Origin of the sequence: Paenibacillus plantarum, assembly GCF_013141695.1 — a bacterium.
In the GTDB taxonomy this organism is placed as follows: Bacteria; Bacillota; Bacilli; order Paenibacillales; family NBRC-103111; genus Paenibacillus_E; species Paenibacillus_E plantarum.
In genome coordinates this window covers 63,626-89,527 of the sequence record NZ_WHNY01000045.1, presented here as the reverse complement: position 1 = coordinate 89,527, position 25,902 = coordinate 63,626, and the positions used below count along the sequence as shown (strand labels likewise).

Annotated in this window: 15 protein-coding genes; 1 reads left to right on the top strand and 14 read right to left on the bottom strand. The window is 45.5% G+C overall.

Going from position 1 to position 25,902, the window contains the following annotated elements; genetic code table 11:
- Positions 1 to 55: 55 nt before the first annotated feature.
- From GC096_RS15785 to GC096_RS15725, 13 genes are all read right to left on the bottom strand, one after another.
- Positions 56 to 931, bottom strand: coding sequence for a carbohydrate ABC transporter permease (locus GC096_RS15785; protein ID WP_171631500.1), 876 nt, complete (start codon positions 929 to 931; stop codon positions 56 to 58).
- 43 nt (positions 932 to 974) lie between these two features.
- On the bottom strand, positions 975 to 1,961 hold the full coding sequence (locus tag GC096_RS15780) for an ABC transporter permease (RefSeq protein ID WP_312886279.1): 987 nt from the start codon (positions 1,959 to 1,961) through the stop codon (positions 975 to 977).
- A 255-nt stretch (positions 1,962 to 2,216) separates the two neighbouring features.
- Positions 2,217 to 3,341: a glycoside hydrolase family 88 protein gene (locus GC096_RS15775; protein WP_171631499.1), complete on the bottom strand. Its 1,125-nt coding sequence runs from the start codon at positions 3,339 to 3,341 to the stop codon at positions 2,217 to 2,219.
- An 886-nt stretch (positions 3,342 to 4,227) separates the two neighbouring features.
- Complete coding sequence (locus tag GC096_RS15770; protein WP_171631498.1) at positions 4,228 to 6,849, bottom strand: cadherin-like beta sandwich domain-containing protein; 2,622 nt, start codon at positions 6,847 to 6,849, stop codon at positions 4,228 to 4,230.
- A 94-nt stretch (positions 6,850 to 6,943) separates the two neighbouring features.
- Positions 6,944 to 11,062, bottom strand: a complete 4,119-nt coding sequence (locus tag GC096_RS15765; protein ID WP_171631497.1) for an S-layer homology domain-containing protein — start codon at positions 11,060 to 11,062, stop codon at positions 6,944 to 6,946.
- Positions 11,063 to 11,108: 46 nt separating this feature from the next.
- Positions 11,109 to 13,058, bottom strand: coding sequence for a golvesin C-terminal-like domain-containing protein (locus GC096_RS15760; RefSeq protein WP_171631496.1), 1,950 nt, complete (start codon positions 13,056 to 13,058; stop codon positions 11,109 to 11,111).
- A 54-nt stretch (positions 13,059 to 13,112) separates the two neighbouring features.
- Complete coding sequence (locus GC096_RS15755) at positions 13,113 to 14,984, bottom strand: FAD-dependent oxidoreductase (protein WP_171631495.1); 1,872 nt, start codon at positions 14,982 to 14,984, stop codon at positions 13,113 to 13,115.
- A 1-nt stretch (position 14,985) separates the two neighbouring features.
- Positions 14,986 to 15,789, bottom strand: coding sequence for a hypothetical protein (locus GC096_RS15750; RefSeq protein ID WP_171631494.1), 804 nt, complete (start codon positions 15,787 to 15,789; stop codon positions 14,986 to 14,988).
- 21 nt (positions 15,790 to 15,810) lie between these two features.
- Positions 15,811 to 18,144 (bottom strand): helix-turn-helix domain-containing protein, encoded by a 2,334-nt coding sequence (locus GC096_RS15745; RefSeq protein WP_171631493.1) that lies wholly within the window; start codon positions 18,142 to 18,144, stop codon positions 15,811 to 15,813.
- Positions 18,145 to 18,171: 27 nt separating this feature from the next.
- On the bottom strand, positions 18,172 to 19,065 hold the full coding sequence (locus tag GC096_RS15740; RefSeq protein WP_171631492.1) for a carbohydrate ABC transporter permease: 894 nt from the start codon (positions 19,063 to 19,065) through the stop codon (positions 18,172 to 18,174).
- Positions 19,059 to 19,964 (bottom strand): ABC transporter permease, encoded by a 906-nt coding sequence (locus tag GC096_RS15735; RefSeq protein WP_171631491.1) that lies wholly within the window; start codon positions 19,962 to 19,964, stop codon positions 19,059 to 19,061. Before GC096_RS15735 ends, GC096_RS15740 begins: the two co-directional genes overlap by 7 nt.
- A 73-nt stretch (positions 19,965 to 20,037) precedes the next feature.
- Positions 20,038 to 21,645, bottom strand: a complete 1,608-nt coding sequence (locus GC096_RS15730) for a type 2 periplasmic-binding domain-containing protein (RefSeq protein WP_171631490.1) — start codon at positions 21,643 to 21,645, stop codon at positions 20,038 to 20,040.
- A gap of 313 nt (positions 21,646 to 21,958) precedes the next feature.
- Complete coding sequence (locus tag GC096_RS15725) at positions 21,959 to 22,543, bottom strand: TetR/AcrR family transcriptional regulator (RefSeq protein WP_171631489.1); 585 nt, start codon at positions 22,541 to 22,543, stop codon at positions 21,959 to 21,961.
- A gap of 244 nt (positions 22,544 to 22,787) precedes the next feature.
- Here GC096_RS15725 and gdhA point away from each other — a divergent pair, with 244 nt between their 5' ends.
- Positions 22,788 to 24,158 carry an NADP-specific glutamate dehydrogenase gene (gene gdhA / locus GC096_RS15720; RefSeq protein ID WP_312886278.1) on the top strand — a complete coding sequence of 457 codons (1,371 nt, stop codon included), beginning with the start codon at positions 22,788 to 22,790 and terminating at the stop codon, positions 24,156 to 24,158.
- A gap of 280 nt (positions 24,159 to 24,438) precedes the next feature.
- Here the strand turns inward: gdhA and GC096_RS15715 are convergent, their stop codons facing one another.
- Positions 24,439 to 25,845 carry an MATE family efflux transporter gene (locus GC096_RS15715; protein ID WP_171631487.1) on the bottom strand — a complete coding sequence of 469 codons (1,407 nt, stop codon included), beginning with the start codon at positions 25,843 to 25,845 and terminating at the stop codon, positions 24,439 to 24,441.
- Positions 25,846 to 25,902: the final 57 nt, after the last annotated feature.

Here is a 25,902-nt window from a genome sequence, read left to right as displayed (position 1 = left end):
TAAACTAAGACTACCATGTTTAGCGCTGCACATCACCCCTTTCAAAGATTTACCATTACCCTTTCACAGCACCGACCATGACACCTTTGACGAAGAAACGTTGTAAGAATGGATATACGATCAACATCGGCAATGTCATTACAATGACTCCTGCCGCTTTAACACCCTCTGGTGTAATGGCTGCTGCTAAATCTGGTTGTGTTTGTGTCAATTCTTGCATAAGGGTCTGATTCTGGATCATCTGCTGTACGAGGACAGCTAAATTCAGCTTGCTGGAATCATTAATATAAATCAGTACATTCATGAAAGCATTCCAATGGCCTACCCCGTAAAATAAGGTTAATGCAGCTAAGACTGGCAATGATAATGGCAACACGATCTGAAAGATCAAGCGCCATTCGGAGCAGCCATCTATACGCGATGCCTCTTCTAACTCTTCAGGCAATCCTTCGAAAAAGCTTCTCAAAACCAAAAGATTCCACACTGTAATCAAACCTGGCAACCAAAGGGCACCGTAGCTATTGATGAGCCCCAATTTTTGAACGAGTAAATAAGTAGGAATGAGACCTGCTGAGAAGATCATGGTGAAAATAATAGCGAATGAATAAAATTTGCGTCCGATAAAATAACGTTTGGACAACGGGTATGCTGCTAGGATCGTGAACACGATATTCAGGAAGGTCCCTATCACTGTAATAATTACACTATTTTTAAAATCCGTAAGTATTGGGCTTTCCTTGAACAGTGCATGATAGCCATCTAAGCTCAAATTAACAGGCCAAAAGCTTACCGTTCCTGACATTAACGCATGCTTATCACTCAAGGACAACGCTGCAATGTGAATGATAGGTAACAAGCAACTGAGACCCAAGATCATTAAAAATATATAGTTGAGGGCGTAAAATACCTTCTCTCCTTGTGTATGCTTCATAAGCTTCTCCTTCTTAACTTTTGTCACTTCGTCATGTGTTTGCTTACCATAAGCCTTGGCCGAAGCGGCGTGCAATTCGGTTTGCTGCAAGTACTAAGATTAAACCAACCAAGGATTCAAACAGTCCCATTGCAGTTGCAAGACTGAAATTCGCTTGCTGGATACCAATTTTGTACATGAAAGTACTAATGACCTCAGAGATTTCAAGGGTTGCGTTATTTTGCAGGACAAACACTTGATCGAAGCCTAATTCCATCAGATGTCCGATCTTCAGAATTAACATAATAATGATCGTTGGCAGAATCGCAGGCAATGTAATACGTATCGTTTGCTGCCATTTATTCGCACCATCAATGCTTGATGCTTCATATAAGCTTTGGTCAATAGCTGTAAGTGCTGCGAGATAAATAATCGCGTTCCAACCGGATTCCTTCCAAACACCTGATGCCAGATAGATGGAAATCCAGGAAAACTCTTTATATAAGAACGGATACGATTCACCAAAAAGTTTTTCGATCAGATGATTGAGCGTTCCTGTACTTTGCGAGAACACCGTAACAACAATGCCTCCTACGATAACCCAGTTGAGAAAATGCGGCAGATATACCAGCGTCTGAACTAACTTTTTGAACCTCATCTTCCTTACTTCATTGAGAAGCAGCGCTAATATGATGGGAACAGGGAAACCAATGACGATGCTTAACCCGCTCAGTTTTAAGGTGTTCCACACGATACTAAAAATTTGTTTCGTCTGAAAGATCATTTTAAAGTTATCCAAGCCTGCCCAAGGACTGCCCCAGATCCCTTTAATGAAACTGTACTTCTTAAAGGCAATGACGAGTCCCGTCATCGGGTAGTATTTAAATATAAAGAAGAAAAGGATGATAGGCACAAACATGATGTACAACGGTATGTTCTGTTTTAATACGCGTTTGCCATACTTCCTTACTAGCCAATTACTTTTGTTTTTTGCTGTACTCGCCTTCGGCTTAACCATCGCTGGTGTTGAAGGAGGGAGTGTCTGACTCATCGGTGTCACTTCCTTGCTCTGTAATTTGAACTCATCGTACCTGTTAATCCGGCATCCGTACAATATACATGATTTCGATCAGTTAACAGGCTGATACAATGCGGATATTTGCTGTCCGATATACACTTTTTCTAGTGATATACATGCACAATAAATGGCTACACCGTCACATATGACGAGAGTATTTATCTAGAAATATAGCCAACTTATTATGTAAAACATATATATCTCTAAATTTTGAAAAACCTTGATATATTAGGCTTTCGTTGCCCCTATTTCCCAGAAAGAGGGATGTCCTTGCAGCTTCGCCAATGCTTCCATATAGTAATAGTCACCGTAAATCAGCGGCTTATTGATATTCTGATTCATCGGCACGTTGCCCGTACCTGAGCTTAGGATCGCTTCTTCGGAATCATCTGTGGAATAATGTTGAGACAATGATTGTAAGATCGCACACGCTTGTTCCTTATAAAATAGTGCCCGATCGCCTGCACATACCGCAGCCAGATCCAGCAGTCCGCTTGCCGCAATCGCTGCGGCACTCGTATCACGCGATGCCCCCTCGAAGGCAGGCAATCGGAAGTCCCAATACGGCACCTTATCCTCGGGTAAGTGTGCTAAGAAGAAGGAGGCAGCATGCTCCGCTGCTGCCAAGAGATCGGCACGACCCGTGTGGCGGTAGCTGAGCACCGAGCCATAGATCGACCAGGCGGAACCCCGTGCCCATGCGGACTCTTCCGCATAGCCTTGGCCACCGAGCGCACCTGTGCGTTCGCCTGTCTCAAGGTCGAAGCAGACAATGTGATACGCGGAGCCATCCTCGCGAATAAATTGCTTGGCGGCCATTCCCGCGTGCGCTTCTGCAACGTGCTTAAAGCGTGGGTCGTTCGTTTGTTGCGACGCCCAGTAGAGCAGCGGCAAATTCATCATGCAATCGATGATTGCCCACCCGACCCGCTCCGGGCTGTTCCATGCGCGGATAAAGCTTCCCTTGATATTGAATCGCCCCGCCAAATGGCTGGCTATCTTCAAAGCTCGGCGTTTGGACTGCTCATTGCCGGTGAGGTGCCAATTCGCTATCGAAGTTAGCGTCCACATGAATCCCATATCATGATCAAGAGGCTCGTAAGCCTCGATAACAGCATCCATCTGTGTTTCACAGCTCTCTGCTAAGAGGCGTAATTGTTCATCTTGGCGATCTTGATAAATGAGCCATAGGATTCCAGGCCAGAAGCCTGCTGTCCAGTAATGCGGCGAGGTCAATTGAAATTGACCCTCGTTCGAACCGTGAGGAAATGCTGCACCTACTCGCAGGCTCGTATTCTTTACTTTCCGGACGCCTTGTTCCCAGGCATCTCCTATCCATTGTTCTTGTATCATTATCTCTACACTCCCTCTTCGTTGAATGTCCCAAGCATATCGATCCGAGGCCGCTTGCTCAATATACATGTTTTCGTTCGGTTAACAGGTTCGGCGTGTAGGCATCCCGAAACGTGAAAAAGGCGCCATCCAAGGGAAATAACCTTGTGTGACGCCTTGTTTTCCAAATAACTGGATAACCTACAGTTATATTTAGGTATTTCTTGCCTTTTCCAATAATAGCTGGAAAACATACATCTAATCTCATCATAATTCTCTGATTCCTGCAAAACCAGCCAAATTAACTACATAATTTCCATTTAATCCTTAAAAATGACTTAAAACCGAGAAATTAACATCAGGTTATCCAGTTAAATTGCAAAGTGGCAGCTAGGGATTGTGGTTGTGGATTGTGGTGTAGGTTGAGGCGTGGATTTTGGCGTGGTTAGTTGAGTAGCTGGACTGGTGGGAGAGTTTGTTGAATAGCTGGTCTTTGAGGTGGAGTATATGGAGTAGCCGTTGTTCGGGGCGTGAAGTTTGTGGAGTAGCTGAATGTATGCATTGTTTGTTGAGTAGCTGGGGTTCGGGTAGTGGCTTGTTTGGTAGCTAGTCTTTGTGGGAGTTTGTAGTTTAACTAGTCTTCAAGATTGAATTTGTTGAGTAGCTGGGGTTCGGGTAGTGGCTTGTCTATGATGTGTTTGTCTAGGTGACGTAGATTGTAGAGTAGCTAGTCTTGCGTTAAGTGCCTTTGGTGTCGTTGTTAGTGATTCACAACCTCAGAGATCGCAAAAAAAAGGTGGGCTTCCGCTCACAAGGATTATACGTTTCACGTATGCGCTCGCCTTTACATGTAAGGTGAGAAAAACCCGCCAGAGAAGAGCACTCTGACGGGTTCAATACTGCATCCTTAATTACTAACACTAATGATGAGACTGCCCAGCCGTACCGCATCACCTTGCGTTGCCATGACAGTGATCCGCACTTCTCCTACACCAGTCAGGAGAACATTGCCCGCTTGATCCACCTCAGCAATCGCAGCATTATCGGTATAGAATGCGATTGTGGTCGTATCTGGGTTCAAATTGTGCTCAACACCTTCTGAAGTCAATCCTTTCACTGACAACTTCAATTGGTCCCCCAACTTATTCGAAGAAGGTGCAAAATATTCATCCCATTTGGAAGCATCTACATTGGCTTGCTCCTGGCTTGAATAGAAGCGAACCTCTGAAAATCCGTTCCAACCATCCCGTGTTGGTCCATAGCCATAAGAGGGCAGCCTGACAAATCGGGTCTCAACATCTCCCAGTTGGAACATCTCGGGATACAGTATGGTTCCACTAGTCGACTGCATGGGAAGCAACTGCGTCCAGTTCACACCATCATCAGAAATCTCTACCTCGAAATTGTAGGAACGTTCGTTGCCCAAATATCCTGCAACAGACATCGAGTGAACATTTACCTTACTTCCCAAATCGTAACGAATCCATTTAACTTCACCTTGGCTAGTAGCCGACCATCTGGTGTTCAGATCATTATCTACTGTCTTATTTGGCGTGTTCACATTCGCATAGCCATCATTAGCATCTACGTAGGTCACAGGAATCCAAGTAGGTACAAATTCCACTTCCTCTTCACCTTCAATGGTTACTTTGAGCCCAGCAAGCGACGGCTGCGACGTGTCTGCAATCTTATCCTCCACGAAAGTAAACGAGTAGGTGCCTACACCCTCAATGGTCAGAACTGTTGCCTCATCAAGATTCGCTGCCTGTTTTACCGTAAAGCTCGTTCCGGCCCCACTCTCGAGGTCTATGAAAGGAATGTGCTCATCTGCTGGCAGCAGAAGACGATATTCTGTCTGCTTGGGATTGAAAAATGCAACATGTTCACCATCCACTTTCAATCGAAGGTTGAGGAGTTGCGTCAGTTCTTCTTGCAGAGCAGTATCCGCAGGACTGGCGAATTCAAAAGGGCGTTCACTATAAACAAGTAGACCCGAAGTGTCTTGATGCAAGTGTACCCCTAACGCTTCCGCAAGCTTTTCCGCAGGAAGTGTTACAGCGCCATTGACCATCTGAGCATTGGCTTTAGCATCTAAACGTGTGATGTTAACCGTATACATCATCTGTCGCTGTGCCTTTGACGTCACTTCAATGACAACTGGATTCTCCCCAGTAATCAATGGGATGTTATATCGCGTCCCAGAGACATGAGGAACTCCGTTAACCGTCATATGATCGAAGAAATCGGAAGTCGAGGTAGGCGTTAACGCAAGTGTGTCCACATTATTACCCACATAAATGCTATACACGGTCCGCCACGGACTGAAATTCAACGCCCCTCTTGTGAGTGACAAGCTGCTCAGCGTGGCTACTTCTCCCTGTTTGCTCACATTTACGGTGTACTCCTTCTCTGTTCCGTCTTGCGCAGTTACCCGAATAGAAATCGAATTATTGCCAGTTGATAATGTCATCAAGTAAGGGTCGCCGGAAGATTGAGACCGGCCATTAACAGTTAAACTTTTGTACACTGCTGATGATACAACTGGCGTCACCTCAAGACTGTTCACCTCATCACCTACTTGCACCTGGTAGCTGGTCACATCCGGACTAAAGTCCAATGTCGCACGGTCGAGTGTCAGGTTGCTCAAGGACGCTTCATTGCTTAGCAATATACGATTGACCTGCAGATTATACGTAAGAGTCGTATTATCCTGTGCAATAACTACAATAGCTATGGAATTGCTGCCTGACATTAGCTGAACCGTATAGGTGCTTCCCGATACCGTCTCCTGTCCATTGATTTGCAGACTTTTATAAACAGTTGAAGTAACTGTAGGTGTTATGTCGATACTGCTGTAAACATTCCCAAGAACATCTAACGTATAGTCTTTCACTTGGGGATTGAAATCAAGTAAGCCAGGATTGACCTGTAAGCTTAAAAGCGTCGCATCATTACTCAGGATTGGTGGTGCAGGCGTAAACATTGGCTGGAATCGCACAGCATCCGCTAACACATAGCCTTCAGCGCCATCCACTTTTATTTGAATATAGTTGCCGTCGCCCTCTTGAAATTCAAATTCACCAATCGGAATCCAAACTGCACCTGTGCTCCCCTTCTGGCTCACCGTGACTGAACTTAGTGTTGTGACATTACCATCATTCACATGAAAAATATCTACGGGCACATTCGTAGAGCGGTTAGATTGTGATCGATACGTTGATAAATAAACCTTGTATCTCCCCTGCTGAAAAGAAGCCGGTGTATTGTATTGCAGGAATTGGCCGTTGTGGTCGGCCGGCTTTACAGTTCGATAGTCACTCCCAATTGATCTTTCAGGATTGCTTGCTGTAGAAGTTGTGTCCCAAGCTCCTTGTATCGTTACACCTGAACTACTATTGTCAATGACAATATCATTCATTCCTAGCGCATCCTCTAACACAGCAGCTTGAACAACCTGGACGTTGCCTACTAGCAGAGCAAGAATCATCACAAGAAGAAAAGCCTTTATGGTTATTCTTTTTTGTTTCATTGTCATTCTCCTCCTATACACAGGCCACAGCTAGCTAATAATGCCCTGGGCGAAGGCCGCCGTAGCTGCGTACTTCCCTCGCCCTAATGGGCGCTTACTTGTTATAAATCCGGTATAGCATGATTGCTGCTTCCGCTCTCGTAATTTGCTCCTTAGGACGCATCCCTTGATCGTCTCCCTGTAGGATACCCGCCCCTGCTAAGAGCGAAATCCCCTCTCTTGCATATTGTGCCACCTCCGTGCCATCTGTGAAAGAAGAGAGATCGGCTTTCAGCCCCATACGCTCCATTTTGCCAGCAATGAGTAAGGCACGAGCCGTCAAAGTGAATATATCTTGCCTTGATACCGGTGTCTGAGGTTCGAATTGATTGCCTCCCATGCCCTCGGTTATTCCTAAGATACGGGAGATCCCCACAGCTTGAGCATAATAAGCCTTCGCGTCCACATCGCTGAAATTATCTTGGAAAGCAGCCGACAACCCGAGGGACTTTACAAGCAGCATAAGGAAATCTGCCCTTGTCATCTGCTCACCTGGAGCGAAGTTAGCTTCGGATATACCTGCAATAATACCCTTGGATGCTAGAACACGGACAGCTTTGTCCGCCCAGGCATACGCGTTCATATCCTGGAATTTCTTATCTACGAAGGTTACAACGAATACCGCAGGATCCAAACTCCGAACATGGAAGCCAATCCTACCTGTTGCTTGATCATATTTGCTATCCACGATAGGAACAACTGCGCCATCCGCTCCAATGCGCCATACGACGATATGCTCAGAATTCGCCAGTTCCTCAGCTGTCGGCTTATACGGGAGAGAAATTCCGATAGACGGAAGCAAGGTATCTTGCTTCGGAATAGCGACGTCAGTTAACAGATTCACTCGAATAATCGGTCGATCACCAACCGCCTTTGGCGTTAAACCATCCAATTGAGCAGGGTTGACCGGTTCCATGACCAATGCAAACCGAGTTAACTCCGGTTGAGAGAATAAGCTGCCTTGTAGTGTCACTTCGCCAATTGGAGTACCTATCTCCACGACTAGTTTGCTCCGCTGCGCTTTCATTGTATCGATGGGAAGATCTAGGATATAGGATGTTGCCTTATCAACGGGTTTGACATTCAATCTTATTCTTTGCACGCCATTGTCGTCAGGGGTTACCTGTTTCAAAGCATCCAGAAAAGCTTTACTATCTACCTTTCCTCTAGCGGAGCCGTCTGATTGCACAATCGGACTTACTTCCACCGAGTTTCCGATTACCTTGTTGCCATCTTGCGGGATTCCCGGGTTGGAAGGAGTAACCGACTCGTTATTGGAACCCTGTGTCTGCTCTTGCAAAGGTAATACAACTAACCGCTCCTGATATCGGATCATCGTCGTCCCACTTGCTTCATCTCGCTCCACATTGGCTCCAAGCGCGTTGGCGGTAAATTCCACAGGAATCATCAACTCCCCATCTACCTCCACTGGACTAACGACAGGATTAGTTGCATTCACCATGACTTTGGTACCACCCGCATAGGCAAAAGGACTGTTCACAAGAAGTGCTGCATTATCCCCTAATTTCTCGCTCAATAGCTGGAGATCATCAGGGGCAGCATGCCACTCCGACAAGTTGACAACCTCTGCATATTCATCTGGCGGTGCTTCTCCACTTTTCAAAGGGATAAACTGTACTGCCAGACGTGCACTTGTTACATCTTTCATGTGAATAGCTAGCTTAGTCCCATAGTTGCTGCTCTGAATTGTGGGATTAGGCGACCAAGGAAAAGGCTTCGCATCCATGACACTGAAGGTCGCATCCTGCGGGCCATCTGCGATATGTGCCCACATTCTTTTCCCATTCTGGGTTAACAGGACGGATTTGCCATGATTGGCGATCTGGATAGAAGCAGCAGTGTGCATGAACCACCAGACATCTGAAGCCAGTGTCGACGTGATCTCATCCTGCACGAGCACCTTAGAACGGCCATCATATAGTCGCATGCCTCTTCGTGCGCTCGTCACATCCCGTGCATACGCCTGGGACATATCCATGATTCCGAACGCTTCGGTGGAATTGCTCTGATAATCTACAACAGTACCTGTCGCATTGATATCTTGGTCAACACCGCCTTTGGCCGGATTGATGACCAATGTATTCTGACCTTCCGCCCGATTATTGTAGTATTGGAAGCGTCCGCCAGTGAGATCATTATAGTTAGGCCAGTCGTAGTTGCCGGCTCCTCGCATCGTTGCCCACCTCTGACCCTCTGCCTCAAGGATGAAGGTACCGATGGAGAGGGACGAGTGATTCTCCCGGTTATATCCACCCTTTAGCCCCGCATACACCCCATTGGTATCCTGCCATGAGCTTCTCATCAACACACTGTTCGTACCGTTTGGATTCTGGTAGGCCTTATCCAGTGGGAAGCTCTCCGTGATCGATCGATACGCTGAGTTGTACCATAGTAAAGCATATACAGTTCCCCTGGATGTCACACTGGCACTATCCTCTGCTGCCTCTTGGTTCCGTAAGTAATACCAAGCATACTGCGGTTTATTGAATTTTTCCGCAAACCACATCATCGTTGGTGAGTTGACTTTCCCAATGGAGCTGTCCCCGTAATTGAAGGAGCCCGTCATGCCAGCCAAATAAATTGGAAATTCAGGTGCTTTGGCAACGCCAGGTGCTTCATATAGTTTGTATTTTTCAGGACGCGGGAAATTCGCTTCGAAAGCGGTTTCAAATGCAGCCATCGTATAGGTTAAATAATTGGTCCCATATGCCCAATACATAGCTCCTTCCGGGTAGGCACCTAGAGGCGCGTAAGCTGTCAAACCTTTCTTGATGTTTTCGGTTCCCTTTTCTAGAACGAATTCAGCTACATCAGGGTATTCATTGGCAATGGCTAAGGCCGCTATCATCAACCCCCCATTACAAACCACATTCCAGTTATGGGTAACTTCCGTAAATCGAGTACCCCCTTGGCTTTTACCATTATAACGGTCGACACCGTAAGTTAATCCCTTATCGAGCATGGTGTCCACAATTAGCTTGCGCTGTTCCTCTGTCCAATCATAATAATTCCAGTCATAGGCGACAGCGTAAGCCTGAAGCATCTCTGCTACGGACAGGAAGCTCTCCGGCTTCCAAGTTGGATAGGAAGCGGTATTCTGGATTTCCAGCCAGAGTCGGTCCAGATACTTGCGCTCCCGTTCTATTTGAAAGGCCATAGAGAGGAGAAACGTGCGGTTCTCCATTTCCCTTGCGTGTTCCAGAACAGCCCCGTTATCCGGATTCGTCCCGAAACCCCTTACCGGCGTATTTAGCAATTCATCAGCCTGCTCTTTGATGCGACTGTACCAATTCATGGGAATGTAATCCGAAGAGATTTTACGCTTAATATCCTGAAAATCCTGGATGAATAACCGGGGATGTTCATTCCGAATATGTGCCGCCACAGGCACACTTGGCGGTGTAGAAAGCTTGGTTTCCCTCACATCGGGGGCTGGAGTTGGAATCCCTCTCACGATCAGATTATCCACATAAAAATTAGGTGCTGCGACGTTGCTTTTGGTCAGACTGAATCTAATCTCATTTATTTCAGTAATTTTGGCATCATTATAAAAGGGTTGGTTGTCGGCAACCTTCGTGTTGTCTACCCAAACAGAAAACGAATCCGTCTCCGTGTCCATCTCTACTTTTACCGCCATCCAGGTTTTGAATGGCATGCTGTCATATCGGATTCTTTTGGTGGGCCCAGTAGGAATATCAAAGCGGAAGAAGTTCTCAGCGTTAATCGTGGAGTTAATAGCCGAAATGGAAGTTAGCAAAGTAGCACCAGCATAAATTTCCGGTAGCTTAATCTGATCAATTGGTTTACCATCTAACCGCAAATCATAGTTGATTTCTAGCTTACCGGTTAATGAGGGAAACTTTCTTACGGGTCTGTGAGCAGCGCCTAGCGTACGAATCGTTGACATTAGCGCTTTATTGCCCTCTTCTAACGTTTCTGTTCCACCGTTTTTCGGTCGGTCAACGATTGAAACGGTCGTTGCTGGATAGCTCCAGTCCGCCAAATCGCTATTTCCCTCTACATCGTCGAAGGTGTCATGGACCACAATGGGTAACACCTCGGCAGCTGCACGCGTGTGGCCTGAGGGCAGGATGAATAATCCTGCCGCCAGCCCAAACAGTGCAATAGTTAGTTTCCCTGTTCTTCTCAACATACTACCTCCTTTTACACTTGATAATCCCTATCTGATTGAATCGGACTTATAACGGCTCCAAACGAATTGCATCTGCCATAACATAGCCGCTAGTTCCCGCGCTATTGATCTGTACATAATTGCCAGTGCCCGACGAGAAATAATAATCTCCGAGTGGATACCACATTTTATGATAGGAGGTAATCCTCTGATTGACTGACACTGTCGAGGTCACACCATTATGATAGATGGTATAAGGTACGCTATTGGAACGATTGGAAGAGCCAATAAAGGTCGCATAGACTCTGTACATGCCGGCGGTGGAAATGACAGGACTATAGGTTGCAGTCTGACCAGTGCCGTTATTTACAAAGTTATAATCGCTGCCGTAAAATTTACCAGGATTACTGTTTCCTGTGGACCAGACACCCGTTTTGACCGCTCCAGTGTCTGCATTGTCTACGACGATATCGTTAGGTCCAACTGCATTTCGCAGAGCGGCATCTGGGGCCATCGAAGGCCAGAACTCCAGATTATCCCACAATATTTGTAGCGCTCCGCCGTGGTCTTTAACAAAGTTCGTCAGTGATCTGCTGGTGTATAATTTAAGGGGGTGAAAATGCGTAAGCCCTTCTGGTGCTGGATTCTGAGGATGATAGGTCCAGTTGGTCACATCAAATACTACCCGCTTTTCTCCGCCTTCAGGCGTAATGGCTAGATAGAATCTGCCTGAATTCGCATCCCCTTGCTTGTAATACACTTCCATATTAAGCCAGACACCAGTAGGCACATTCCAGTCATTTCTTTCTTCCCATTGAGTCACGAATTGGGTCGTGTCATCCTCACTGGAAGTCGGCGTTGTTTGGCCTGAAATACGGAGTTTAAACGGCTTCCCTACGCCTAGATCCTTAGTCAAATTAAGGGACATTCGAAATGGATACTGTGCGCCTGAGGTCCAGCTAGGCTGATTCCAGAACTCTGCTAACGTAAACCAACCGTTAGCGTCGACGCTATCCTTCACTAATTCGATATCGGGATGGAGATACATCCGGTATTTGTAGAAAACCTCTGTCAGATTCGTATTATTCTTGAGCAATGCTTGCACACGACCCCGATCAGCTGTTCCTCCGGAATTTCCCAGCCAGTATTGAAGCACTTTATTACCACTCCCACCAGGCGTGGGATCAGCTATGATCTTGGCGAATCTTGAAGTGGAATTGTCACCACCGGAATGCCCTTCGAAGACCAAGTCGCCAAATTTGGAATACCCGTTCAAATGTGTGGTCCAATCATTCGGGGCTGAAACCGAAGTATCGGTGCCTGTTATTCGCGTAATCGTACCTGTGTCTGAAGGATCTGTCACTCCGACAGAGCCCGCTTCGAAGCCAGAACGGAAAATGACCGGTCCTAATGGCTCGTTGACTGCAAGTGGCCCCGGATCTACAGGATCAGGCACTGGCACCGCCAAACGTATGGCATCTGCTATCACATAGCCATTCGCCCCAGCGACGTTGATCTGTACATAGCCGCTGCTCCCAGCGGTAAACGTATATTGCCCCAGCGGATACCAGACTGCGCCGTTCTTTTCCTGGTTCACGGTTTGTGTAGCAACTCCCCCTTGATGGGAAACTTGAACGGTCACATTGTCCGCACGATTGGAAGAAGAGCTGAACACCATGAACACTTCATAAACGCCAGTTTGGGGTACACTCGGCGTATATTTAATGGTTTGCACCTGTCCTGTACCGCCGTTAACGAACTCGTAATTGCTCCCAAAATACTTACCAGGATTACTGGTGCCTGTGCTCCATGTCCCCGTCCTAGTAACGGCAGTATCCGTATTGTCCACAACGATGTCATTTTCCCCCAATACATCACGAAGTGCCGCATCAGGCAGCGGATCGTCAGCCCACGTTTTCGCAGGAATAGCAACCCACAGAAGCAGAAAACTAATGAATGCAAGAACGATAAGCCTACAAACTTGATTGTGTTGCTTCTCACATGTTTTAATTTGCATCCTACATTCCCTTCCTTTTCCATAGAATGAATGCCCAGTCGCCTGCTATAATCTTTACTGTGCCCAACGCAGTAGCTTTCGTTCAACCACCGATCGGATATTCTCGGCTATCGAATGAAGATACGTGCCGTTCGGTTTATGCGTAATTCGTTCGATATACTCACCATTGCCTACCGCTTGCTTCAAAGCTGTTCCAATCACCTCCTGCAACGTAGTATGATGCTCCCCGATGTGGATCAGTGCCATTATGGCGTGAGAAAAAAATTGAAAATATACGTCATTGTATTTATTTTGCCGTGCTTTATCCGCGCCGTCCTCCACTTGATAGAGTGGCCTTTCCATTTCTTCAGGATCTGTGATGAGGCGGATCAGTTCCTCTACAACATCCTTATCCCGCATTCGTCCTAAAAGGTAAATAGCCATATAACCACGTAGTTGGTTGTTTTTCCTGCAGTCTTGGAGCATGAGCGCATCTCGCTTCCTCATCATTTCCCTAAGTATAGGAAGGCAAGCCCCATCATCAATTAACGCTAGAGCAAAAGCGCTATGTTTACGAAGCTTTTCATCCTCCTCATGTATCCATGTCCTCAACGATTCACGTATCGATTCACCTAACCTGCTTGAAGACCAAATAGCCACCCCTGGCTGAATGCCAGACAAGCCTTGTCGAATCTCCGCTGAATCCGTTAACCATGTAATCGGCTGCGCCGGCTTTCGATCCCCTGGATAGGCAAATTGATAGCCTTTATTGTTCGCAGGGTTGTAGCATCCTGTATCCGCAAGATGCGCGATCAACTCCTCATAGGAGATCTCCTTAATTGACGTTCCTTTTGTAATCGCTAGCCAAGCCGCTGTAGCCGCTGCCTCCCCGGATTTTTGCATATCTCGGTTCATTCTGACACATGTGGATAAATCATGATCGACCGCCAGACAGCGCCCAGCGGCAAGCAGCCCTTCATACCCCTTCGGAATCATAGCCCCGAGCGGAATGGGAACGGTTACATTAACAGCACCTAGATTACTTGCTACGAACCAATCCTTCAGTAGCTGACTCTCAAAAGCGTTGTCACGGCCATGCTTATCAATATCTGCATACGCATAAAATACCGGTTTGTTGGAGGTCTCATCAGCAAAGAACTGTTGAAGTGTCACCGTTTCCTCGCCTTCAATCAATCGACCTTCTCTAATTCCTAACAGTGGAGCTAAATGCAGCAGACGGTTCTCATCCGAATACGTATCTTCCAGATGCTGGGCATGTGCAAATATGAGCGCCTTGGATAGTTCATTCCCATCCGTTTGGTTCGTACAACCTGAATCGAAATTCCTCCAGCTCACTTTGTTACCCACCGCAAATACCTTAACGCTTGTGAAAGGCTGCGTCTTTCCATCTAACGTCCTGCCGTAATTAAACGCGCAACCAGCCAGATTGCACACCTCTGCATCACCCGTGCAATCGATCAGTACCTTGCAGCTAGCCGATTGTATGCCATCCGGCCCAACCCAGCTCGCGCCTTTCACCTGTTGTCCATCCAAATAAACGCCCGTTATCGCGGATTCGAAGGCAAGCTCTGCACCGTGCTTTATCGCTTCCTGCTCCAATACATATTTCTTCGCTTCTACGTTATAAGCGCTAGACTTCGTGTAGATGGTATCGACTAAAGCCGTTACTTTTTGATCTAACTGCTCGTATAATCCACCTGAGGAACCGAAGTAGTAACCGTTAACTGAACCAGCCGTTCCCATGCCCCCCATGCAATTCATTCGTTCAATACCAAGCACTTTCAGTCCTTTACTGGCTGCCATTATTAAAGCAATGGCTCCCGATGTACCAAGACCGGCTACAATGACGTCGTATTGTTGAGAAAGTTCGATGTCACCAACTTCAACAGTGACAATTTCTCCATTTACTTTTTGAGATAATATCAAATTAATACCTCCTTTTAACTAGCAACCCTGCTTCAAACGCTTCCAGCGGATTTCTATAGGCAGCCGACGGCAGACTGAACCAACTCGGCGCAATCTCACCGCCTGTTTCCGGTTCGATTTGCAGCTCAAAGAAGCCAGCTACCGATGAAATCGTCCAGCTTTCCCACTCCTTCGGTCTGCCCGCCCATAATTGATGCAGTTTATGTCTTGCAGTAATCCAGTCGTCTTCCACTTCTATGGGAACCTTCGCAACAACTTCACCCTTTAATTTCCCTTTGGTTAATAAAAGGTAACTTCCAGCTGTAGTCGAAACCTCCGGATCATCCTCACCACAGTTCAGCATCGCATTTAGGCTCTTCGACTTGATCAAATGTGAGGGTGCGTACTCCGGCCTCGTATCTATGATCCGGTCTGTTCTGTAGCTGTTAAAGCCCGAAGCATTGTAGATCGTAACCTCATAGCCAGCCCCTAACTGGCGGATATCAGCTATATCCGAATGCAAGAGGATCGGAAGCGAATCGCAACCTATTTTGTTATAAAGTACCGGAGCAATTGCGGGAATATGTACCCTGCCATCCTCGGACAATATCCCTCGCTCCAGTAGTTCGTTTTTCAACTTCTCTCCTTCTTCGGAAAGAACCGTTGCATGCCAGTCTTCACCAAGGTTATAGCTGTTAATAAATTCATAACCGACAAGAGCCGATCTTTCGATAAGAAGTGCTTCCTTCCCACAGGCATAGGCTGCACCCAAACCAGCAAACGTCGCTCCCAATATAATCGTCGGGTAGTATCTATTGTCCGACATTATCGAATCACCTCAATTTATTTAATTACTCTTTCCTTCCCGGTAAACACTCGGCGTCACGCCTTCGTACTTTTTGAACAGACGAATATACGTACTGATACTATAAAATCCAACCATTTCGCTGACATCACGTATAAAAATATGTGGCAGTTGCAGCAGCGTCTTGGATTGTTCCACGCGATATTTATTCAGATAATCCGTCAGATTGTCGCCTACTTGCTCCTTGAAATAGCGTGATAGATATGAAGGATGTACACTGAAATACTCAGCAATGGTGCTGATGTTAAGATCTTGGTTTTGGTAGTTTTCACTAATGTAGGCCAATACACTTTCCTTCAAGCGTATTTTTTTGTTGCTTTTCTTACGTTCATCTACATACCCGCAAACTTTATGCAAAAACTGGGTCATCCGCTCTCGCATCGAGGCTACTGTACTGCCGCTCATCAGCTCACGAATCGCCTGTAAATTCTCTTCATACAGCTCAGAGCGATCCATATTGGTTTCCATCGCTGCTTTCATCATCGTGCTGCACATGTCAAACATGAGACATCGGATCATATCGACGGAGATGTTGTCCCCAGCTAGATTGCTATCAATGATTTCATCCAGCATCGCAGTTGCTCCGAGAAAATCCCCGGCATTCACATTATTGATCAACTTCTGTTCCATCTCCATCGAATAGTCGTAGGAAGGCTTTTGCTGTTGAAGCTGGTTATGCCAAATAATGGACTGAACACCTAGCAACATGCGGTACTCCATGGCTTCCAAGGCTTCCAGATAGGCGACCGGAAGCTCCGCAGATGACCTATGGATGGAACTTACTGAAATAGTAAACAAAATGTGGAAGCGATTTCCAATAAAGCGCTGTGCTTCTTCGATCAAGTTCTTCAGATCTTCCAACGCTGATTCAGGTGACGTATCTGGCCGGAAATTCACAATACATGCCAGCATTTCGTCAACTTCCGTCATCCAGCCCTGATGTTTCTGAGCGGCAAGCTCCTCCACGATATTGGACATAATATGATGAACGAATTCTCTTTTTTTCTCTGCGTCCTGTTCGTCTTGACGGAAGAAGCCGCTGTAATCCTCTAGATAAAACAAGACAATTGCGAACTTCTCGGAATGAAGCTTAATTCCGTACTCTGGCAGTACATCTGCTATTGGAAAACCATTTTCAATCCGGCCTTTCAGAAGACGTGTAAGCAAATTCGAACGAAGTGTCTTGTTCTGCTTCTCCAGTGTGCGATTCATTAATGTATAGCGATCTAGTGCATTATCAAGTACTTCTTCCAAGTAGTCATATTCATTCGATTCCGACATGTTTATAATGCTTAATTCGCTTCGTTCTGCAACATTGCGAACTAATCTGCGTAGAGGCGAATAGTTCTTCCTCGCAAGCAAGACGGAGATAATAAATCCAATTACAGCAGCAACTGCAAGCATTAGTACTGTCATATTCCAGACATACTCGGCCTTCTCACTATACAAGCGTGCTGGTAGCACATATACATATTTCCAGCTATTCCGGCCTGATTCAATATAAGACAGGATAACTTCTTCCCCATCCCATATGGCAGAGGTCTTAAGAATGCGTTGTTCCCCTTCACTGCGCGGAATATCAAATACGCGTTCCCCATGTCCTTCTGTTTCGGATGTAGCCAACAGCTTATTCTCGGCATCAAGGATATATACTTTACCCTGATTGTAGGATTGAATGTTGCTGATAGAAGACATCAGCTGTTCTTCGTTCAACTCAATCGCTAGCGTTGCAAGAGGTACACTTCCAAGTTGGAGCGGCAATGATTGTGTTTGCATGATGGTGCCTTTTCTCTCTCCACCAAATTCGCGAAGTGTGGAGAATGAACCCTTATGCATCTGCATCAAATAGCCTCTCCATTGCTCTAGTGACACCCCCATTGGACTGAGATGCTGTTGAACAAACATGTCCGTCTCATAATAGGAACTGTCGGTCAAGACAAAATCTCCCTCATGAAAGTAAATATAGAAACCGCTCACATATCGCTTAGTAATATTGTATGCTTTGAATTCCGCGAGCAACTGAACGATAGAGATGCGTTCTGCCGTACCAATCTCTTTCTGGCTACGAATCAAAGAGCTCACCTTCGGATTGAGTGAGATCACCTCCGACAAGCGATAGGTATAATCGATGTAGTTGTCGATTTCCTGTTGAAGTTGTGAGAGCAAAGCGGAGTTCGCCTTGGAAATCTCGTCTTCAATGACCCGCTGCGTTTGCAGATGGGTTACCGCCATCACAATAATTGGAATTAGAAGCACAATGGCATAAGACCACAGCCACCTGCTCAGCATACCTTTCCATCTCCAATTAATCTTCACTCATCAACACTCCCATAGCCAGTTTGCCTACTCTTTAATCGACCCTATCATAACACCTTTCACAAAATATTTCTGTAAGAAGGGGTATACGAACAGAATCGGCAACGTGGCAATGACGATGGTTGCATATTTAATACTTTCTCCTACAGCCTCTACATCTTCAATAGAAGAACTACCCGACATATAATTCGTGTTGTTCTGAATTAAAATCTCCCGTAAGATCAATTGCAGCGGAAAAAGATCCCGATCCCGAAGGTAAATCATAGCTCCAAACCAGGAATTCCAGTGCCCTACGCCATAGAATAAAACCATTACCGCCATGACTGGCAAAGAAAGCGGAATAACAATCCGAAACAGAATGGTGAAATCTTGTGCACCGTCCATCCGTGCTGATTCAATGAGACTATCGGGGATCGCACTGAACGACGTACGAAGTATTATCAAATTCCACGTTGAAATGATGCCAGGAACGATTAGTGCAAGTAGATTATTGCCTAAATGCAACCAATTATTGACCAGCAAATACATCGGAATCAGACCGCCAGAGAAAAACATCGTAAACACAATCATCAGCATGACATGTCTACTCCAAGCAACCCCTTTGCGTGACAGCACATAAGCGCCAAGACTTGTCATAATCAAATTAAGTGCTGTTCCTATCGAGACTAGAAATAAGGTATTGATATACCCACCAACTACATTAGGGTTCTTGAAAACCATCGCATAAGCCGCCAAAGTAAAGCCTTTGGGACTCAGCAGCACACCGGTGTGCGAGAGCAGCTGTTTTGAGTCGCTGACAGATGAGAATACCACATAAATAAACGGGTACAACGTGATCACAATCATTATCACCATAAACAGCGTATTGACAGTTTGGAAGGTGACTCCTCCCACGTTTTTGCGAATCGTGCCGTTTACCATAAGCTGTTTTCACTCACCTTTTTACTGATTCGGTTAGCCATGATCAGCAGGATAAAGTTAACTGCCGCTTGAAATAAACCAACAGCGGTTGCATAGCTAAATTCGAAGGACCCCTCAAGGCCTTTGCGATATACGAAGGTACTAATCATATCAGCAGTTTCATACGTATTTGGATTATACAGCAGGATGATTTTCTCGAATCCTACATCCAGCATGTGACCGATTTTCAAAATAAACAAAATGACGATAATGGGTAAGATTCCAGGTAAGGTAATATGCAGCGTTTGCTTCCATCGATTTGCCCCGTCCATTCGCGAAGCCTCATATAGATCAGGATTGATACCGGTAATGGCAGCTAAATAAACGATGGAGCCCCAGCCTACTCCTTGCCAGATATCCGAAATAATATAAATACTGCGGAAATATTGTGGATGTGCCAGTAGTACCTGCCGCTCCATCCCTAGCCATACAAGGAAATCTGTAATGAAACCTTCCCTAGCTAAGAACTGAGTGATCATCCCACATACGACGATCATTGAAATAAAGTGGGGGAGATAGGTTATCGTTTGTACGATTCTCTTAAATCTCTTGCCGACGATCTCATTAATGAGGAGCGCAAAGATAATCGGTGCTGGAAATGAGATCAACAACATGTAAACATTGAGGAGAAGTGTATTTCGAATCAATCTCCAAAAATAATAACTTTGGAAGAAACTGGTAAAATGATCGAACCCAACCCACGGACTGTGTAAAAAACCTTCTGCGATCCGGTAGTCCTTGAAAGCAATTATCGCCCCATACATGGGCACGTAATGGAAAATCAAATAGTACAGGATAACCGGAAATATCATATAGTACAAATATTTATGCTTTCGGAAATCCTTAGACAGCGCTTTCATTTCCAGCCTCCTATCCACCGGTTTAACCGGAGGGCACCTTGCCATTCGGTGCCCTATTTATAGTTACCTATGACTATTTCCGTGTTTTGAATCGCTCGAAGGCTGCTTGCTTGAGTGCAATCGCACGTTCAATCTTCATACTTTTCAATTGCTTGATATATTTATCATAGTTATCAAACGATTCCGAACCCATTACAAACTTAAGGAACATTTCATCCTTATACGTATCAACCTCTGCCATAATCGCAGATAGTTCTTGTGCTTCTTCAGGGGTTTGAGAAATGCGCGGTAATCGCGTTTGCTCTAGGTTTTTATAATATTTATTGTAAACAGTTAGAGCTTCCTTCTGCTGGTCATACTTGTAATACTGCTCCGTATAGCGGTCATCTCCAACAAAACCAGGTGCTGGAGTTGCCACGCGAAGATATTTGGCCATAGCCTCTCCGATGGACAGCTTCTCCGGATTGTTTGTGATCAAGTCCGTATATTTCGGGAATCCATTGACCTTATTGAAGGTGGTTCCCTCCACTCCGAACGATTTTAGCGTATTGCCTTCATCGGAGTATAAATAATCCAGCCACTTTGCCGTTGACGCCGCATTCTTATTGTTAGGCGTTATTACTGCGCTGCCATCGCCGCGATATTCATAGGCTGCCGTGAAAATTTTAGGTTGCTCCCCCTTCTTCATCACAGGATGTTGGGCTGCCACTAGATCGAATGTTTTGGCACTTTCTGGAATGGCATTCAAATATTTACCCATACCACTTCCGATATTTGCTGCGAAAGCACCAGAGCTGCTATTCGTAATTTTGCCATCCTTCGCTTTTGCGTCCTGAGTAGCAAAATCCTTATCTAGTAAACCTTCCTTATACCAAGCATTGAGCTGCATCAAATAATCTTTAAATGCTGTTTCGTACGGTCCATATTTAATCTTGCCGTTGTCGATGTAATACGTTGCGCCTATATTGAAAGCGCCATTTAAACGATCAATCTTAAAATCATCTCTCGTTAACGTCAACGGGCTTTTCGCGCCTTTCTTCTCCTTAAACGCTCGAAGCACTGTAGTCCATTCTTCCATCGTCTCCGGTGTCTTCAGCCCTAGTTCATTTAACCAATCCTTACGCAGCATTAACCCGCTGCTCACGTTAGAGTTTCCAACACCGATCGCAGGGAATGCATAGATCGTGCCAGAATCGGTGGTCACGTCCCTCTTCAACTCGGGATGCTCATCCAAATACTTTTTCAAATTCGGCGCATTCTTCGCAATGAGGTCGTTAAGTGGAATAGCAACTTTATCGGAGATCGCCTTCTCAGGGCCACCAGGATAGTTCATAAAATTGTATTCAATGACATCCGGTAAATTACCCGAGGCAATAAGCAGATTGAACTGTTCCTTCTCAGAGCCAATCGCGGGGTGTTGGAAATCCACCTTTACGCTCGTTTTTTTCTCTAATTCCTGATAGAACAGCGAATCATTATAATTCTTCATTACCCGAGCGCCGTCTGTAGGCATGCCGACCCAATATGACAGTTTCAATGGCGCTGCTGGTGCAGTCGTACCTTTTGGTGCTTCTGATGAAGATTCAACATTTGTGCTAGAGCCACAACCCGTTACAACAATCATGGATAAGGCAACGACAGAAGCCAATTTAATAGGAGCCGTTTTTTTTCTAAAACTCATTCGAGAAGACCTCCTTAATAATGTTAAGCCGTGAATGACAAGGACATGCTTCGTGATTTTCACCTGCGGATCGTGATTCGATCTCTCGCCGTTACATGCCATCATGTTCGTCTTTCATCGATTCGCCCTAAGTATATCTAGCAGCCAATTAGGTGACAATCGCTAATTCGTGATATCAGTTTCCACTGATTGACTATGTCATGAGATGCATATCAGGAGCATCAGATAGAAATTCATCCCGTTAAAAATGAAAATAGCCGAAGCCCTGAACGACTACATTTGTCCAAGGCTCCCGCTGTTTTTCTATTCATTCCTAGGAAAGCGTACGCATCAAAATAAATTGCTTGGCCAAATAGACAGGTGTATAAGGCATATCTTGACGAAGCCAAGCAACAATTGTACCAATTAAAGCGGATGAACCGTACCATATGGCAATATCCTTTTGAATACCCGCTGTGGCTAAAACGGATTCATCCCCCATCCTCTCAATGCGTGAGGTTACCAATTCCGTCAGAAGCCTTAACATGCGATCTGTAAAAATCGGGGTTCTTCTTGAAGCCAGTACGACTTTATAAAACTTCGCATGCTCGGCAAAGTGCTCCAGCAAGTTCACCAACATCGGCCAATCCTCTTCTTCCTTCGAAATCTGATTCGCCGACACATTATTCAAAATGCGATTGACGTCTTCAATCATTTCATCCGCCATCTTCCCCAACATATCCGGAATATCTCGATAATGCAGATAGAACGTAACTCTGTTAATGGTGGCGCGCTCTGCTATGCGATTAACCGAAATTTTCTCGATATCCATTTCCTGAAGCAATTCGACAAAGGCGTCTTTAAGCAGTTGACGTGTTCGAAGAACCCGAGGATCTACGCGTGGTGTTCGATTATCCATGTATCCCAATTCCTTTTCTTTTCCATAATAAGCTTATATGCCAGAATGTTGCATATTCTCAAACCTAATTCACACTTTGCAAAGTATACTACAACTTGTAAATTTAATCCAATGGGCACTTTCGTAACATCATTTAGTAAGCTTACATGACATGTAAATTTTGATTGCCCAAATGGCTCGAATAAGGTAAAACTATACTAATAAACTTTTTTATTATATTTAAATTGCGAAGGTGGATGACAGCGTGTTAGTTCAAGTTGAAAATGATGTAGCTGCAAGAGAATATGTACAAGGTATATACGAAACCGTAGTCAAACGTAATCCGAATGAGACAGAGTTCCATCAAGCTGTTAAAGAAATTATTGAATCTTTAATTCCAGTTCTCACTAAGCAGCCGAAGTACATGAAACACGGCATTCTTGAGCGCCTTGTGGAGCCAGAGCGTTTAATCACTTTCCGAGTTCCATGGGTAAATGACCAAGGGATTACGCAAGTAAATCGTGGTTTCCGTGTGCAATTTAACGGTGCAATTGGACCATACAAGGGTGGGTTGCGTTTTCACCCTTCCGTTAATGCTAGCATTATCAAATTTCTAGGTTTTGAACAAACACTCAAGAACTCCCTTACGGGTCAGTCGATCGGCGGCGGTAAAGGTGGATCCGATTTCGATCCTAAAGGCAAATCCGATAATGAAATTATGCGTTTCACACAAAGCTTCATGACAGAACTTTATAAATATATTGGACCGGATACGGACGTGCCAGCAGGGGACATTGGTGTAGGCGCGCGTGAGATTGGTTATATGTTCGGTCAATACAAGCGCATAAGCGGCGCTTACGAGTCTGGTGTGCTCACTGGGAAAGGCATAATCTATGGTGGCAGCTTAGGCCGGACAGAGGCGACTGGATACGGCTGTGTTTACTTTGTAAATGAAATGCTGAACTCCAAAGGTCTTAGCTTCGACGGAAGCACAGTTGTCGTTTCTGGATCTGGCAACGTGGCTATCTATTCCATTGAAAAAGCCGTTCAATTAGGCGCTAAAGTTGTTGCTTGCAGCGACTCCAATGGTTATATCCACGATCCAAAAGGCATCTGTCTCGAAACCGTTCGTCGCTTGAAAGAGGTTGAGCGTACGAGAATCAGTGAGTATGTGAAGGAACATCCTCATGCAACTTACCATGCAGGCTGTAATGGTATCTGGTCCATTCCATGTGATATCGCGCTTCCGAGTGCCACACAGAACGAAATCGACGAAGAATCAGCAAGACTGCTTGTCAGCAATGGGGTAAAAGCCATAGGCGAAGGCGCGAACATGCCATCCACCTTAGATGCGATTGATGTATTCCTACAGGCCGGCGTTTTGTTCGGGCCAGCTAAAGCGGCAAATGCAGGCGGCGTTGCTGTATCGGCGCTAGAAATGTCTCAAAACAGCATGAGATACTCCTGGCAGTTCCATGAGGTAGACGATAAGCTCCACGCGATTATGAAAAATATTTACAGAAGCGCTGTGCAAGCAGCCGAGGAATATGGCCATCCTGGCAATCTCGTAGTCGGCGCCAATATCGCAGGCTTCACGAAAGTAGCTGACGCAATGATCGCTCAAGGTGTCGTTTAGACTCAATTGTCAAGAGAACTCACATGCAAAATAAGTGCTATTTCGACAATTGAACATGACATGGGAACTTTAGTGCCTTAAAGGGATAGGGTGTCCCGAAGTAGAGAAATCTACTTCGGGACACCCTATTTGTCGTGTTCTTATGTGAGATATACGTCAATGTAGAAGTTACATGCTCCAAACGCCAATCGCTCCCACCTGTAAGTCGAAATTATCGATTTACAGACACCCAAACACCCACACGCCAAGAAAAAACACCTTCGCTAAGAAGGTGTCTTCCTTACTTTGTATCCGTAACTGGCTCGATCAATCGATGACGATACCATTGATCCCCCTTGAATCGCCAAAGGAATATAAGCCCACGAACGCCCCATTCAATATTCATCGCTAACCATACACCGATAATGCCCATATGAAATACGATGCCAAGCACGTAGCCCAGAACGACCCGGAACAGCCACATCGACAGCATCGAAGTGACGGATGTGAATTTAGAATCCCCTGCGGCTCGAAGCGCTGCTGGTAAGAGGAAACTGATTGGCCAGAGCGGGATTTGTGCAACGGCGTTAATCAACACGATGATGAAAAGCTCCCGCAGGATATCATCCGGTGGGTGAAATAAGCTGACTAGCGGCTTAAACAACGGAAGGAGAATCAGAGCCGTTAGGAAGAGTGTACACGACGCAAGCCAGAGAAACGATTTGGCAAATTTGCGGGCGTCTTTCACATTTTGCGCTCCCATACATTGTCCAATCACAGTTACCGTAGTCAGCGATAACGCGGCAGCCGGAATCTGCAACACACCTGCGAGCGTGCCGCCAATTGCATTCGTCGCCATCGCATGCGTGCCAAGGCTCACGATAAACACTTGCGTTACAATTTTACCGCCATTAAAGAACATCTGCTCCGCCGCAAAGGGCAGCCCGATAAATAAAATTTTCTTCATCATGACTATATTAACATGCAGTAAGTCATACAATCGCATACGGAAATTCGTATCTAATTTCACCACATACAGGATAGCTACGAAAGCCGCCAGAAATCTGGACACATTCACAGCGATGACCAACCCTTGTACTCCCATATGTAAGAAAAGAATACAGATGACATTCAGAAACACATACGATAAATTCATGATTAAAGAGAGTTTCAAGGAAGTTCGGGACTTTCCGATTCCCCTCAATGCACCGCAAACTGCCTCTACTATGGCAATACCCACATAGGATACGCAGCTCCCGATCAGATAGGTCTTGGCATAAGCAAACACTTCTGCAGAGGCTGTCCCAAACAGCAGCGTCAAGACGGGCGTATGAAACACAATCATTAACAAGCTAATACCAAGCGCAAATGATGACACCAAGGAAATCGAGCTAGCTGCAGCTTTGGCTACCATGCCGTCGTTTCCGCTACCTTTATACTGGGCGACCACAACTGTTCCACCTGTCGAAACGGCCACGAATACGCTGATCAGAAATATGTTAAGCGAATCAATCATGCTTACTGCGCTAACGGCGGCAACACCCGACGAACTGATCATCGCAATGTTCACCAAGTTAAGTCCGACAAGGAAAGACTGATCAATAAGAATCGGTATATACAAGCCAATAATTTGTTGATAATCCATCACTTTACCGGAGAAATACTTATGCATAAAAGCTTTTCGTCTCAAGCTAAATGCAGGTCCCATCACATCATCTTCTTTTTCTTTATATTTATATTTATATTTATCATGCTGATTACATCC